Source organism: Pseudomonas sp. Leaf48 (assembly GCF_001421885.1).
In the GTDB taxonomy this organism is placed as follows: domain Bacteria; phylum Pseudomonadota; class Gammaproteobacteria; order Pseudomonadales; family Pseudomonadaceae; genus Aquipseudomonas.
In genome coordinates this window covers 305,192-319,011 of sequence record NZ_LMLH01000001.1, presented here as the reverse complement: position 1 = coordinate 319,011, position 13,820 = coordinate 305,192, and the positions used below count along the sequence as shown (strand labels likewise).

Below are 13,820 nucleotides of genomic sequence, written 5' to 3'. Positions count from 1 at the left end.
ATCAGCGCCCCGGCTCGTCATTCCAAAGATATTTATGCAACTGCAATTGCAGACGCACTGGCAGGTTGTCCGCTACCACCCAGTCCGCCAGGTCCCGAGCATTCAGGTCATGATGGCTTGGCGAGAACAGGACTTCGCCGGCACGCTGGTCGAGACCGTACTGGATCAGCTTGGACACCGACCAGTCGTAGTCTTCACGCGAGCAGATGACAAACTTCACCTGATCGTTAGGCGTGAGCAGTTCGATGTTCTCGTAACGGTTGCGGTGTGCTTCCTTCGAACCCGGGGTTTTCAGGTCGACAACGCGACTGACCCGGGAATCTACCGCCGAGATATCGATAGAGCCACTGGTTTCCAGTGACACTTCGTAACCGGCGTCGCACAAACGCTTGAGCAATGGGATGGCATTGGGTTGCGCCAGTGGCTCGCCACCGGTGACGCAGACATAACGCGGGCGGAAACCGGCAACCTGCTCGAGGATATCGTCGAGGGTGCGCAGAGTCCCACCTGTAAAGGCATAGGCGCTGTCGCAGTATTGGCAACGCAATGGGCAACCGGTCAGGCGCACAAAAACTGTGGGCAGGCCGGCAGTCCGCGTTTCACCCTGCAACGAGTAGAAAACTTCGGTAATTCTCAATGTGTCTTGCATAGTCGCCACGGGCGTAACAGCTAAACAGGCTGTCCGCCTCCGTCAGGCACTTCAAGAGACCCCGCCAACGCGCAGGCCGCAAAAAGCGTGTTTCATAAAAAGGGCGTGAATTCTAACGAAAAAACCCGCGACAAGCGCGGGTTTCTTCAAAACGGCTCAAGCAGCCCTTACATTTTCTGCAGATCACGCTGGGCCAACTGAGCAGCCGAAGTGCCCGGATACTGGGACACGACCTGCTGCAGAATGCCTTTGACCTTGTCGGTATGACCCAGGCGGCGCTCTACATCAGCGAGCTTGTACAGCGAATCAGGCACTTTGGCGTGTTTTGGATACAGCTGCGAAACCTTGGCAAACGCCTGACCTGCACCTTGCAGATCGCCTTTGGCCAGGTTCACTTCGCCCAACCAGTACTGGGCATTGCCCGCGTATTGGCTGTTCGGGTATTTGCGCAGGAAAGCGGCAAAAGCCTGGCTGGCCTTGTCGAAATCCTTGGCCTTGATCAGGTCGAAGGCAGCATCGTAATAGAGCTTTTCCTTCGCCGGATCCGCCGGTTCGCCACCCGCGGCAGGTGCTTGAGCGGCAGCTGCGCCTACCCCTGCACCAGCTGCTGCACCGGGTGCGTTCAAATCGCCACCGGTGGAAGAATTTTCAGGAGTCGCGGCTGGTGCAACGCCGGTTCCTATGCGCCGATCAAGATCCTGATATCGCTCCAGGCTTTCTTGCTTCATGCGCGATACATCATTTTGCAGTTCTTCAATCACACCCTGCTGGCGCGAAATCTGATCCTGCATTTGTTGCAGTTGGTTGAACAGCTGGCCCTGTGCCGAGACAGGGGTCGAAACCCCTCCCCCGGCATAGGCGCCGTTCGTACCGTAACCTGCAGGCGGATAACTGCTCCCGCTATTGTTATAGCCGGAGTTGTCCTCGACTACAGGAACCGCAGCCCACACCGCAAGCGGTGCGAGGCTGAGAGCCAGAACAGTTACAGCACGACGGCACGTTCGCATATCGAATTACTTACGCAGTTCGACGCGACGGTTTTGAGCCCAGGACTGCTCGTCGTTGCCGGTAGCAACTGGACGCTCTTCGCCGTAGGAAACCAGTTCCAGCTGAGCTGGGGAAACGCCTTGCAGTACCAGGTAGCGCTGAACGGCTTTCGCACGACGCTCGCCCAGTGCCATGTTGTACTCACGAGTACCACGTTCGTCGGTGTTGCCTTCCAGAACAACGCGAGCGCCGTTTGCTTTCAGGTCTTTGGCGTGAACGTCCAGAGCGCGCATGGCTTCTGGCTTCAGGTCCGAACTGTCGTATTCGAAGTAGAAAGTGGTGATAGCGCGCAGAGCAGCTTCTTCGCTCAGGGAGCCGTCAACTGCACCAGTGTTTGCGCCGTAACCAGCGTTTGGATCTACTGCGCCTTCACCGGCATTGTCGCCGCCTTTGGACGAGCAACCTACAGCTACAGCCATGGCGAGAGCCAGCGCAGCAAATTTACCAAACTTCAGCATTTCCATCGTGAAACTCCTAATGAACCCCAGTGTGTTAAGTAAAACGTATAGCGCCGCGTCAGTTCAGGTAAGGGGACCAGGACGGTTCTCTGACTTCGCCTTGTGCGGTAGGAAGCGGGAGCCTCACGCGTCCATTTATGGACACGAGCATCAAGACTCCCCGGCCCTGCTGGCGGGTGGCGTAGATTACCATGGTGCCGTTGGGCGCGACAGTAGGCGACTCGTCCAGAGTGCTATCAGTGAGGATTTTTACACTACCGCGCTGCAAATCCTGGGCCGCCACCTTGAAATTGGTGAAACCATCTTGCCGGTGAATCATTACAAGAGTTTTTTCGTCAGCCGAAAGCTTCGGGTTGGCGTTGTAGTTGCCGACGAAAGTCACACGCTCGGCACCGCCACCACCGGCGCTGGTTTTGTAGATCTGTGGCTTGCCGCCACGGTCTGAGGTGAAGTAGATGGTCGAACCATCCTTGCCCCAGAACGGTTCGGTGTTGATGCCCGGGCCGTTGGTGACACGAGTGATCTGGCGCGAACCCAGGTTCATCACGTAGATGTCCGGGTTGCCGTCCTTGGACAGCACGAACGCCAGGCGATTGCCATCCGGCGACCAGGCAGGTGCACCATTGAGGCCTTCGAAGTTGGTGATCTGCTCGCGGCGACCGGTATCGATGTTCTGCATGAAGATACGCGGGCGTTTCTGCTCGAACGAGACATAGGCGATGCGCTTGCCATCGGGAGCGAAACGCGGCGAGAGAATTGGCTCGCGCGATTGCAGCAGGGTCACGGCGCGGGCACCGTCATAGTCCGAGCGCTGCAAGGTGTAGCGAGTGTTTTTCTCGGAAAAACGCTCGGCCGTCACGTACAGCAGACGAGTCGAGAACGCCCCCTTGATACCGGTGAGCTTTTCGAACGACTGGTCGGAGATGTAGTGCGACATGTCGCGCAGTTGATCGACACCGCCCGAGACGCTACCGGTCAGCACTTGCTGCTCGGTCGCGACGTTGAACAGCGCGTATTGCACCTGCAGGCGACCGCCGGCTGGAACAATGCTGCCGACCATGACGTACTGGGCACCCAGTGCCTTGAAGTCACGGAAGATGATTTCGCTGGCCTGGCTCGGCTGGCTGATCATGTTCTGTTTTGGAATCGGCGAGTAATAACCCGAGTTGCGCAGGTCGTTACCGATGATTTCCGCCATGTCGTCCGGCAGCACGCTGCCGCCCTGGAAACCGAACGGCACGACCGCGATCGGAGTAGCCCGATCACTGCCGCTGGTGACCAGAATGTTTTTCTCATCTGCCATCGCCATCCCTGCCATGCAGCAGATAGCGACTAGCATTCCTCGTAGAAGGTTTCTCACGGAGCTAAATCCTCAGGCGTGAATGTCATCTTGAATGAACGATACTGAGCGAAATCACTCGGCTTCATTCCCTGCATTTCTGTCAAACGTCCAATATTCTTCACCGCTGCTACAGCCGAAGCGTCAAACGGACCGTCGCCACTGGACTTGGCCACGCTGACCGACGTCACCGTACCATCAGGCAACATGCCAATCTGCAATACGACCGTCATGCCTTTGCGGGCCGAAGGTGGACGAGCCCAGCCTTCCGCTGCACGCATACGAATCAGGTCGTCGAAATCACCGGCGACTTCGTCGCCCTGCTCATCAGCCAGGGCCTGCTGACGCTGCGGCGTGTCGGAAAGCAAATCTGCCAGGGCCTGGGCCTTTTTGTCTTCGGCGGATTTACGTGCCGCTTCCTGCGATTTCTTCTTCGCAGCATCGGCAGCAGCTTTCTTCTTCGCGTCTTCGGCGACTTTCTTCTTCGCCTCTTCAGCTTCAGCTTTCTTCTTGGCGTCTTCCGCGGCTTTCTTCTTCGCGTCTTCGACGATCTTTTTCTTCGCTTCTTCAGCGGCCGCTTTCTTGGCCTCTTCTTCCGCAGCCTTCTTGGCTTCTTCTTCCGATTTCTTCTTGGCTATATCAGCCAATTGTTTCTCTTCTGCCTTCTTGGCTTCGGCGGTCTTCTTCGCTTCGTCGGCTTTCTTGGCTTCATCAGCCTTTTTCGCCTCGTCCGCTTTCTTCGACTCGTCGGCCTTCTTGGCTTCCTCGGCCTTTTGAGCCGCCTCTTCTTTCTTTTGTTCCGCAGCCTTCACCGCTTCCTGCTCAACCTTTTTCTGCTCCAGCTGCTCGACTTCGGTCTGGCGCGCGGCGGATTTCTTCGCCTCACCCGCAATCTTCTGATTGGTCTGGGTGGTTGCCTGACTTTTCGATTTCAGCTGGTACAAGGTCGCCTGGACAATCGGTTTGGCCGGCGGCAGCTCAGGGGTAAAGGCAAAACTGACGAACAGCATGCCGAACACCAGCACGTGCAAGCCAATCGCCCAGACACTAGGCCAGAAGTAGCTTTCCGAGGCGGAGGGCTCTCGCTGTTGCTGCATCAGGGCGCCTCGGTAATCAAGCCGACATTACCGACACCGGCTTTCTGCAATCCGCCCATGGCGCCCATGACAGAGCCATAATCGACACTCTTGTCGCCGCGAATGAAGACCTGGGTACGCTTGCCGCCTTCGTTGCCGACGCGAATGATCTTGGTCACGGCGTCAGTCATCTGCGGCAGGGTCATGGCACGATCCTGCTGCTTTTCGGTGTCGACTTCGCTGCCAAGGTTCCAGTAGTAGGTCTTGTCAGACTTGATCGAAATGGTCAGGACCTGGGTGTTGTTGTCCTGCGGCAAGGCTTCGCTGGAAACCTTGGGCAGATCAACTTTCACGCCCTGATTGAGCATCGGCGCGGTCACCATGAAGATGACCAGCAGCACCAGCATCACGTCGATGTAAGGCACCACGTTCATCTCGGCAACCGGCTTGCGCTTGTGTCGAGCTCGAGCGATTAAAGCCATTGGAAATTACCTGCTTATTCTTCGCTGGTGTGCACTTTGCGGTGCAGGATCGCCTGGAATTCATCGGCGAAGGTGTAGTAACGGCTCAGCAGGGTTTCGCTGCGAGCAGAGAAGCGGTTGTAAGCGATAACGGCAGGAATCGCGGCGAACAGACCGATCGCGGTGGCAATCAGGGCTTCGGCGATACCCGGGGCCACAGTGGCCAGGGTCGCTTGCTGGGCGGTCGCCAGACCACGGAAGGAGTTCATGATGCCCCACACGGTGCCGAACAGACCGATGTACGGGCTGACGGAACCGACGGTGGCCAGAAATGGCAGGCTCTGCTCGAGCTTTTCTTCTTCGCGGGAAATGGCTACGCGCATGGCACGAGCCACGCCTTCCATGACAGCTTCCGGATCTACGCCTGGCTGCTGACGCAGACGGGAGAACTCCTTGAAGCCGGCGCGGAAGATCTGCTCGACACCCGAATCAGGGTCCGGGTTGCTGCCGGCCTGGCGGTACAGTTTGGACAGGTCGATACCCGACCAGAAACGCTCTTCAAAGCTTTCCAGGGCACGTCGACCGGCGCGTATCAGATTGCTGCGCTGAAAGATCATGATCCATGAGGTCACCGATGCGGCTACCAGGGTCAGCATTACCAGTTGCACCACAATACTGGCATTGCTGACCAGGCTCCACATGGAGGAATGGTCGACGACGTTAGCTTCCACGCTTTATCTCCTGCTTTGAGTGTGTACCCGCGCCGCTCACGTCGGCAAAGGCCGCTCGTAGAGCTTCGGGAATGGCCCGGGGTTTTAAACTTTCAGTGCGCACACAGGCCACCAGAAACTGCCCTTCACAGAGCAGCACATTATCCGTAGCCCGCCTGACCTGCTGCTTGAAGCGCAGGCTGGCACGGTTCAATTCGATTACTTCAGCGCTTACCAGCAGTTCGTCATCCAGTCGCGCCGGCGCGTGGTAGCGCGCTTCGCTGGAGTGCACGACGAACAACAGGTCCTCCCCGGCAAGCTGCGATTGGGCAAAGCCCAGTTCTCGTAGCCGCTCGGTTCGAGCCCGTTCCATAAACTTGAGGTAATTGACGTAATACACGATGCCGCCCGCATCGGTGTCCTCGTAATAAACGCGACAACGATGTGCGAAAAGGTCAAGCCCGTTTTGCGCGCGCATACTCTAGTGCTTACTCCTCAGGTTGCCAATCCGGACAGGCAACTGTTTTTCAATGTTCTGCGGCTTTCTCGCGAAAGTACGGTCCTGGGACCCTACATTGCCCGAAAAAATCAGCGCGCAAAGTTAATTAATCATCCGCGGCATCAAGAAACTCGTCTACCACGGGCATTTCGCCCAATCGTGACGGAATATTTAAGCCGAAATGCAGATAGGCATGCCGCGTCACTACTCGACCCCGAGGCGTGCGCATGATGTAGCCCTGCTGAATCAGGTAAGGCTCCAGCACGTCTTCGATGGTGTGACGCTCTTCACTGATGGCGGCAGCCAGGCTATCGACTCCGACAGGACCACCGTCGAACTTCTCGATCATGGTCAACAACAGACGCCGGTCCTGGTGATCGAAACCACGCTCGTCGACATCCAGCAGGTTCAGCGCCAGATCGGCAATCGGCTTGGTGATGTGGCCCTTGGCACGAACCTCGGCAAAATCGCGGACCCGGCGCAACAAACGGTTGGCGATCCGCGGCGTACCACGGGCCCGCCGGGCGATTTCGAAGGCGCCCTCAGGATCCAGCGGCAAACCGAGGATGCTTGCCGAACGGCTGACAATGGTCGACAGATCGGCGTTGCTGTAGAACTCCAGACGCTGAACAATGCCGAATCGGTCCCGCAACGGATTGGTCAGCATGCCCGCGCGCGTGGTCGCGCCGACCAGGGTGAATGGCGGCAGATCAAGCTTGATGGACCGCGCCGCCGGGCCTTCACCGATCATGATGTCGAGCTGGAAATCTTCCATGGCCGGGTATAGCACTTCTTCGACAATCGGCGACAGCCGATGGATTTCGTCGATGAACAGCACGTCATGAGGCTCGAGATTGGTCAGCAGCGCCGCCAGATCGCCCGGGCGCTCCAGCACCGGCCCCGAGGTACTCTTGATCGACACGCCCATTTCCTGGGCGATGATGTTGGCCAGGGTGGTCTTGCCCAGACCCGGCGGGCCGAAAATCAGCGTGTGGTCCAGGGACTCGTTACGCCCACGGGCAGCCTGGATGAACAACTCCATCTGCTCGCGAACGGTCGGCTGGCCAATGTATTCGGCCAGGCTGACAGGACGAATCGCCCGGTCCTGGACTTCCTCGCGATCACGCGGGCCCGGTGTGGCGGCGATCAGACGATCTGCTTCAATCACTTAGATCATTCCCTTCAAGGCTCGGCGAATCATGTCTTCACTGCTCAAACCTTTCTCCTTGATTGCAGAAACCGCCTTGCTGGCTTCCTGCGGCTTGTAACCCAAGGAGATCAGCGCGCTGACTGCATCGTTTTCCGCGGTGTTCACCGGGGCAGGACCATCCGGCTGGTTCGGCACCAGGGCGAACATGGCCGGCACGGTTTCCCAGGCCTTGAAGCGATCCTTGAGCTCAACCAGCAGGCGTTCGGCGGTTTTCTTGCCCACACCCGGTACCTTGGTCAGCGCCGAAGTGTCCTGGGACTGCACGCAGCGCACCAGTTCATCGACCTCCAGACTGGACATCAAGGCCAGGGCCAGTTTCGGCCCTACGCCATTGAGGCGGATCAACTCGCGAAAGAAGTCTCGCTCACGCTTGCCGACAAAACCATAGAGTAATTGCGCATCTTCGCGTACGACCAAGTGGGTGTGCAGGGTCAGCGGTTCACCGACCGACGGCAGTCGATAAAGCGTCGTCATGGGCACTTCAAGTTCATAGCCCAGACCGTTCACATCCAGAATCAGATGCGGAGGCTGCTTTTCAGCCAGGGTGCCGCGCAAACGTCCAATCACGTTACAAATCCTTGAGCGTTGGCCAGCTCTGGGCCAGCGACTGAAAGAGCGAGGAAATGACGCCGACAGATCAGGCGCAAATCCCTCGCTCGATAAAAATGATTGCTGATGCTATCAGAGACGCAGGCGCCCGCCACGACTGCGTGCAGCTCCCAGGCCATGAGGTAGCAGGCTGGAGCGGGTGTGAGCGTGGCAAATGGCAATGGCCAGGGCGTCGGAAGCATCGATTTGCGGCTTGCTGGTGAGCTTCAGCATGTGCATGACCATCATTTGCACCTGCTCCTTGTTGGCCGCACCAGTACCAACGACCGCCTGTTTGACCTGGGTTGCAGTGTACTCGGCGATCTCCAGGCTTTCCTCCGCACCCGCCACGATGGCCGCGCCACGGGCCTGCCCCAGCTTCAGGGCGGAATCGGCATTGCGCGCCATGAACACCTTTTCGATGCCCATGGTCACGGGGTGGTATGTCTGAATGATCTCGCGCACTCCGCGATAGACAATTTGCAGACGCTCGTGCAGTTCGCCGGCGCCAGTGCGGATGCAGCCCGAAGCCACGTATTCGCAGCCACGGCCGGTGTCACGCACCACACCATACCCGGTGATGCGCGAACCGGGGTCGATACCAAGAATTAAAGTCATAACGCCTGCGGGTTAAGTAAAACCACGATACTTAATACACGAATAATAGATGTGGGAGCGAGCCTGATTAGTGAGGGGCTTTGTGTAGTGAGGGGCTGTAGATAGGGGCTGTAGTGAGGGGCTTGTGTGGCGAGGGGGCTTGCCCCCGTTGGGTCGCGCAGCGGCCCCAGAAACCTGGGCCTGCTACGCAGTCCAACGGGGGCAAGCCCCCTCGCCACAAAAGCCCCCTCACCTCATGAGTTACCTCACCTCATGAGTTACCTCACCTCATGAGTTACCTCACCACGCAGGTTCGCTTCCTCGCCGGACTTCGTTAGCATTAGCCGAGCTGTGCGGCCACCGATTCCGGGATATCCGCATTGGAGTAGACGTTTTGTACGTCATCCAGATCCTCGAGCATGTCGATCAGCTTGAGGACTTTCTCGGCACCTTCCAGATCCAGTTCGGCACTGGTGGTCGGCAGCATGACGATTTCGGCGTCATCACCTTTGAACCCGGCCGCTTCCAGCGCGTTACGCACGGAATAGAACCCGGCAAACGAGGTGAACACGTCAATCGAGCCGTCTTCGTTGGTGACCACGTCATCGGCATCGGCTTCCATGGCCGCTTCCATCAGCGCATCTTCATCCACGCCGGCGGCGAAGGAAATCTGCCCCTTGCGCTCGAACAGGTAGGCCACCGAGCCATCGGTACCGAGGTTGCCGCCGCATTTGCTGAATGCGTGGCGAACGGCTGCCGCTGTACGGTTGCGGTTGTCGGTCATGCACTCGACCATTACCGCCACGCCGCCCGGGCCGTAACCTTCGTAGGTCAGTTCGACCATATCATCGGTATCGGCTGCGCCGGCACCGCGGGCCACCGCGCGATCGATGATATCGCGACTCATGTTCGCACCCAGGGCCTTGTCCAGGGCCAGGCGCAAACGTGGGTTGGAACCTGGATCACCACCGCCCTGACGGGCAGCGACGGTCAGCTCACGAATCCACTTGGTGAAAATCTTGCCCTTCTTGGCATCCTGACGTTCTTTGCGGTGCTTGATGTTCGCCCACTTGGAATGACCTGCCATAACTCGCTCCGTATTCTCTTTGAAACATTGCCCGCCGCGCCATGACGCGCCAGCCGGCAAACAAAAATCCCGATCTGTTTTCGACCATTACAGATAGAAAAAAGGCGCATCCGAAGATGCGCCTTCAGGTCAGCCTTACTCAGCCTTAGGCGTTTCGCGCAGACGAATGTGCAGCTCGCGCAGTGCCTTGGCATCCACCACACCCGGTGCTTGCGTCATTACGTCCGCAGCACTCTGGGTTTTCGGGAAGGCGATCACTTCACGGATCGACTGGGCGCCGGTCATCAGCATCACCAGACGGTCCAGACCGAAGGCCAGACCACCGTGTGGCGGCGCGCCGTACTTGAGGGCGTCAAGCAGGAAGCCGAATTTCTCTTCCTGTTCGTCTTCATTGATACCCAGCAGACGGAACACCGACTGTTGCATTTCCTTGCGGTGGATACGGATCGAACCGCCACCCAGCTCGGTGCCGTTCAGAACCATGTCGTAGGCACGGGACAGAGCGCCAGCCGGGTTGGCTTCGAGCTCTTGCGGGGTGCACTTGGGCGCGGTGAACGGGTGGTGCAAGGCGCTGAAGCTGCCGTCGTCGTTTTCTTCGAACATCGGGAAGTCGACAACCCACATTGGCGCCCACTTGCAGGTCAGCAGGTCGAGGTCATGGCCGAGCTTGATGCGCAGCGCGCCCAGGGCTTCGCTGACGATCTTGGCTTTGTCGGCACCGAAGAACACGATGTCGCCATCGACCGCACCGACGCGATCGAGGATCACATTCAGGTTGGCCTCAGGGATGTTCTTCACGATTGGCGATTGCAGGCCTTCAACACCGGCGGCGCGCTCGTTGACCTTGATGTAAGCCAGGCCCTTGGCACCGTAGATGCCGACGAACTTGGTGTAATCGTCGATCTGCTTGCGTGGCATGCTCGCCCCGCCTGGAACGCGCAAGGCGGCGATACGGCATTTAGGGTCGTTGGCCGGGCCGCTGAACACTTTGAAATCAACTTCTTTCAGTTGATCGGCAACGTCCACCAGTTCCAGCGGGTTACGCAGGTCCGGCTTGTCGGAACCATAACGACGCATGGCCTCTTCGAAGGTCATGTGCGGGAATTCGCCGAATTCCAGACCCAGCACTTCCTTGAACAGGTTGCGGATCATTTCTTCGGTCAGGCCCATGATCTCTTTTTCATCGAGGAAGCTGGTCTCGATGTCGATCTGGGTGAATTCCGGCTGGCGGTCGGCACGCAGGTCTTCGTCACGGAAGCACTTGGCGATCTGGTAGTAACGATCGAAGCCGGCGACCATCAGCAGTTGCTTGAACAGCTGCGGCGATTGCGGCAAGGCGAAGAAGCTACCGGCGTGGGTACGGCTCGGTACCAGATAGTCACGCGCACCTTCAGGGGTGGCGCGGGTCAGGATTGGCGTTTCGACGTCCAGGAAGCCGTTCTCGTCAAGGAAACGACGGATGCTGGTGGTCATGCGCGAACGCAGACGCAGCTTCTCGGCCATTTCCGGACGACGCAGGTCGAGGAAGCGATAGCGCAGGCGGGTTTCTTCGCCGACGTCGGAGAACTCGTTCAGCGGGAACGGCGGGGTTTCCGACTCGTTCAACACTTCCAGCTCGTAGCCGAGCACTTCGATCATGCCCGACGCCATGTTGGCGTTGGTGGCACCCGCCGGACGCAGGCGGACCTTGCCGGTGATCTTCACGACGTACTCGCTGCGCACGCGGTCGGCGGCGGCGAAGGTTTCAGCGCGGTCCGGATCGAACACTACCTGCGCCAGACCATCACGATCACGGATATCGAGGAAAATCACCCCACCGTGGTCACGGCGACGGTGGACCCATCCGCAAAGGGTAATTTCCTGGCCGTCCAGGCTTTCGTTCAGTTGGCCGCAATAATGGCTGCGCATCATGGTAGTGGTTTCACTTCTCGTAATTCGAAATTCGGTGGAGATCCTGCAGCAGCCTCGCCTTTGATCAAGACGCCGGGTGATGCAAAAGCTCACGTGTCGTTCAACTCAGGTTCCAGACCTTAGTCAGCTTTATCGCCGCCGGCCAGGTTCTTCTTGGAACCGGTCTTGAAATCGGTTTCGTACCAGCCGCTGCCGCTCAGGCGAAAGCCCGGCATGGACAGCATCTTTTTCAGCTCTGGCGCCTGGCAGGCAGGGCAGTCGACCAGCGGTGCGTCGCTGATCTTTTGAATGGCTTCCAACTGATGACCACAGGAAGCACATTGATAATCGTACATCGGCATGGAGGTTGTCTCGGCGATCAGATTGCTACCGCACACGCAGGGTTTCGCGGCAAAGAGCGGGATTATATCCATTAAATGCTGCCTGTGCAGCCGTAAGACTGCACAGACCGACACTCTGCCGCTTTAACTACGCCGCTAGGCCATTGCCATGCATCGCCCTTCCCTGAGGCTGTGTACAACACAGACAACCCGCACCAGACCGCTGAAGTTCTTCACCCCGCCATGACGCAAGTGAACTTCGCGGTCCACGTGGGACAACAGGGTACTGATGGTGCAACGATTGAGCCGGGCCATTTCCGCCAGAATATCCCAGTAAACCTGCTCAAGGCGCAAACAGGTCGCGAAGCCATTCAAACGTACCGATCGGGACAGGGGCCGGACCAGCCCCATATCGAACTCACGGACAAACGGATCAATCCTTATATCCTCGTCCTTTCTGCCATAAACCATATCGCTGACACTCCTTTGCCATCACTGCATCTTTACAAGAGCAACTGTCTGTCGACCTATAAAAACGCAGGGACAAAGGTATATCCAGATGACTTTATGACCCTCCACGTAGGAGAAGCCGACAACAAGAGAGCGATCATGGAGCACGTCCTACTCCAGGACATTTCCCACACATCGCGGCGCTCACTCCTTCAACAAGCAAGGTATTGGCAGGGTAGGAAGGCAGGTCAGCCGTGGGTTCGTCACTGACCTTGTCGAGCAACGGAAGAGTCCCCGCGCCGCACGAGTTACAGCCTCCTGGCCCATGACCAGTTGCCGGCTCACGTCCTCGGCGGCGGGCACGCCCACTTCTTCCTTTATAGAGCAGAGCCGCGCATAAACAGAGTAGGCACCGGGAGCAGGAAACCCGAGGGCGCGAATGCGCTCGGCAATCGAATCGACCGCCAGGGCGAATGCGCTCGGCAATCGAATCGACCGCCAGGGCCAATTCGTTGTATTGCTCTTCGAACACCAAAGATGACCGGCAAGCTGCGACAAATCGCCCCCCATACACCGCCGGACGCCTTGATTTGAGTAGCTTGCAGCTTTGCTGTTAAATAGGCAGCGTGTCGTCAGTGCCCTTTTTTTCGGGCGTGGCGCATAGGCTGATACCGGGTACGTGTCCAACGCCTCTTATTGTTCTGAAGCGAACCGTGCGCCATCAGCTCTTCCTTGTGAGCTGTCTTAACGTGAGTTAATCAAAATGTTGAAAATCGTCCACCTGCTGATAGGTGCAGCGGCCTTGCTGCTGTCCTTTATCCCGAGCCTGCAATCCGAAGGCTTGCCTTACCTGCAACAACCCGATGCTCTGTACCTGGCCTTTTTTGGCTTGCTCAACCTCACTCTTGCTCCGGTTATCCCTTACTGGAACAAAGGTCCGCGCCATCAACTGCAAAATCTGGTCAGCGCCCTGCTGATTCTCGCCGTGGTCCTGCAAACCCTGACATTGATCGCGCCAATGCCGGAAATCGCCGGTCAACCTGCCGTCCTGTTCAGTCTGGTCGCAGCCCTGATCGCCGTAACCCTGCACCTGGCCATCAGTTTCTACAAATCGTCACCGGCAGCCGCGTCATCCAGCTACGACATGAGCAACCGTGATACCGGCACCGTCAAGTGGTTCAACACCTCCAAAGGCTTCGGCTTTATTTCCCGCGATTCCGGCGACGATATCTTCGTGCACTTCCGGGCCATTCGTGGTGAAGGCCACCGCGTCCTGGTCGAAGGCCAGCGCGTGGAGTTCTCGGTCATGAATCGAGACAAGGGCCTGCAAGCCGAGGACGTGATCGCCGCTCTGCCGCGACGCTGATCCAGGGCTGAAAAAAACCGCGAACAGCCAGGCTGTTCGCGGTTTTTTATTA

General features: G+C 58.0%; 16 protein-coding genes and 1 pseudogene. 1 reads left to right on the top strand and 16 read right to left on the bottom strand.

The window, feature by feature from the left end; all coding sequences use genetic code 11:
* Position 1: 1 nt before the first annotated feature.
* The 16 genes and pseudogenes from queE to ASE98_RS25440 form a co-directional block, all read right to left on the bottom strand.
* Positions 2 to 649 (bottom strand): 7-carboxy-7-deazaguanine synthase QueE, encoded by a 648-nt coding sequence (gene queE, locus ASE98_RS01470; RefSeq protein ID WP_020798452.1) that lies wholly within the window; start codon positions 647 to 649, stop codon positions 2 to 4.
* Between the two features lie 167 nt (positions 650 to 816).
* A complete protein-coding gene (gene ybgF / locus ASE98_RS01465) occupies positions 817 to 1,656 on the bottom strand; it encodes a tol-pal system protein YbgF (RefSeq protein ID WP_060539651.1) in 840 nt (279 codons plus the stop codon).
* A gap of 6 nt (positions 1,657 to 1,662) precedes the next feature.
* The gene (gene pal / locus ASE98_RS01460) at positions 1,663 to 2,160 is read right to left on the bottom strand and encodes a peptidoglycan-associated lipoprotein Pal (RefSeq protein ID WP_003178634.1); all 498 of its coding nucleotides are present in this window, start codon (positions 2,158 to 2,160) and stop codon (positions 1,663 to 1,665) included.
* Positions 2,161 to 2,212: 52 nt separating this feature from the next.
* Positions 2,213 to 3,493: a Tol-Pal system beta propeller repeat protein TolB gene (tolB, locus tag ASE98_RS01455; RefSeq protein WP_256352653.1), complete on the bottom strand. Its 1,281-nt coding sequence runs from the start codon at positions 3,491 to 3,493 to the stop codon at positions 2,213 to 2,215.
* A gap of 17 nt (positions 3,494 to 3,510) precedes the next feature.
* Positions 3,511 to 4,590 (bottom strand): cell envelope integrity protein TolA, encoded by a 1,080-nt coding sequence (tolA, locus tag ASE98_RS01450; protein ID WP_060539649.1) that lies wholly within the window; start codon positions 4,588 to 4,590, stop codon positions 3,511 to 3,513.
* Positions 4,590 to 5,042: a protein TolR gene (tolR, locus tag ASE98_RS01445; protein ID WP_162237374.1), complete on the bottom strand. Its 453-nt coding sequence runs from the start codon at positions 5,040 to 5,042 to the stop codon at positions 4,590 to 4,592. Before tolR ends, tolA begins: the two co-directional genes overlap by 1 nt.
* A 23-nt stretch (positions 5,043 to 5,065) precedes the next feature.
* Positions 5,066 to 5,761: a protein TolQ gene (tolQ, locus tag ASE98_RS01440; protein WP_060539647.1), complete on the bottom strand. Its 696-nt coding sequence runs from the start codon at positions 5,759 to 5,761 to the stop codon at positions 5,066 to 5,068.
* Positions 5,751 to 6,218: a tol-pal system-associated acyl-CoA thioesterase gene (ybgC, locus tag ASE98_RS01435; protein WP_060539646.1), complete on the bottom strand. Its 468-nt coding sequence runs from the start codon at positions 6,216 to 6,218 to the stop codon at positions 5,751 to 5,753. Before ybgC ends, tolQ begins: the two co-directional genes overlap by 11 nt.
* Positions 6,219 to 6,345: 127 nt before the next feature.
* The gene (gene ruvB, locus ASE98_RS01430) at positions 6,346 to 7,407 is read right to left on the bottom strand and encodes a Holliday junction branch migration DNA helicase RuvB (RefSeq protein WP_060539645.1); all 1,062 of its coding nucleotides are present in this window, start codon (positions 7,405 to 7,407) and stop codon (positions 6,346 to 6,348) included.
* Positions 7,408 to 8,016 carry a Holliday junction branch migration protein RuvA gene (gene ruvA, locus ASE98_RS01425; protein WP_007995640.1) on the bottom strand — a complete coding sequence of 203 codons (609 nt, stop codon included), beginning with the start codon at positions 8,014 to 8,016 and terminating at the stop codon, positions 7,408 to 7,410.
* A gap of 114 nt (positions 8,017 to 8,130) precedes the next feature.
* Positions 8,131 to 8,655 (bottom strand): crossover junction endodeoxyribonuclease RuvC, encoded by a 525-nt coding sequence (gene ruvC / locus ASE98_RS01420; protein ID WP_008015799.1) that lies wholly within the window; start codon positions 8,653 to 8,655, stop codon positions 8,131 to 8,133.
* Positions 8,656 to 8,974: 319 nt separating this feature from the next.
* Positions 8,975 to 9,721 (bottom strand): YebC/PmpR family DNA-binding transcriptional regulator, encoded by a 747-nt coding sequence (locus ASE98_RS01415; RefSeq protein ID WP_046042206.1) that lies wholly within the window; start codon positions 9,719 to 9,721, stop codon positions 8,975 to 8,977.
* A 135-nt stretch (positions 9,722 to 9,856) separates the two neighbouring features.
* A complete protein-coding gene (gene aspS, locus ASE98_RS01410; protein ID WP_060539644.1) occupies positions 9,857 to 11,632 on the bottom strand; it encodes an aspartate--tRNA ligase in 1,776 nt (591 codons plus the stop codon).
* A 119-nt stretch (positions 11,633 to 11,751) separates the two neighbouring features.
* Complete coding sequence (locus ASE98_RS01405; RefSeq protein ID WP_060539757.1) at positions 11,752 to 11,973, bottom strand: FmdB family zinc ribbon protein; 222 nt, start codon at positions 11,971 to 11,973, stop codon at positions 11,752 to 11,754.
* Between the two features lie 135 nt (positions 11,974 to 12,108).
* Entirely contained in the window at positions 12,109 to 12,423 is a 315-nt protein-coding gene (locus tag ASE98_RS01400; protein ID WP_060539643.1) for a ribbon-helix-helix domain-containing protein, read from the bottom strand.
* A gap of 223 nt (positions 12,424 to 12,646) precedes the next feature.
* Positions 12,647 to 12,873, bottom strand: a pseudogene (locus tag ASE98_RS25440) (Dps family protein); the annotation flags it as partial.
* A gap of 292 nt (positions 12,874 to 13,165) precedes the next feature.
* Here ASE98_RS25440 and ASE98_RS27515 point away from each other — a divergent pair.
* Complete coding sequence (locus ASE98_RS27515) at positions 13,166 to 13,768, top strand: cold-shock protein (RefSeq protein WP_060539642.1); 603 nt, start codon at positions 13,166 to 13,168, stop codon at positions 13,766 to 13,768.
* The last annotated feature ends 52 nt before the right edge of the window (positions 13,769 to 13,820 follow it).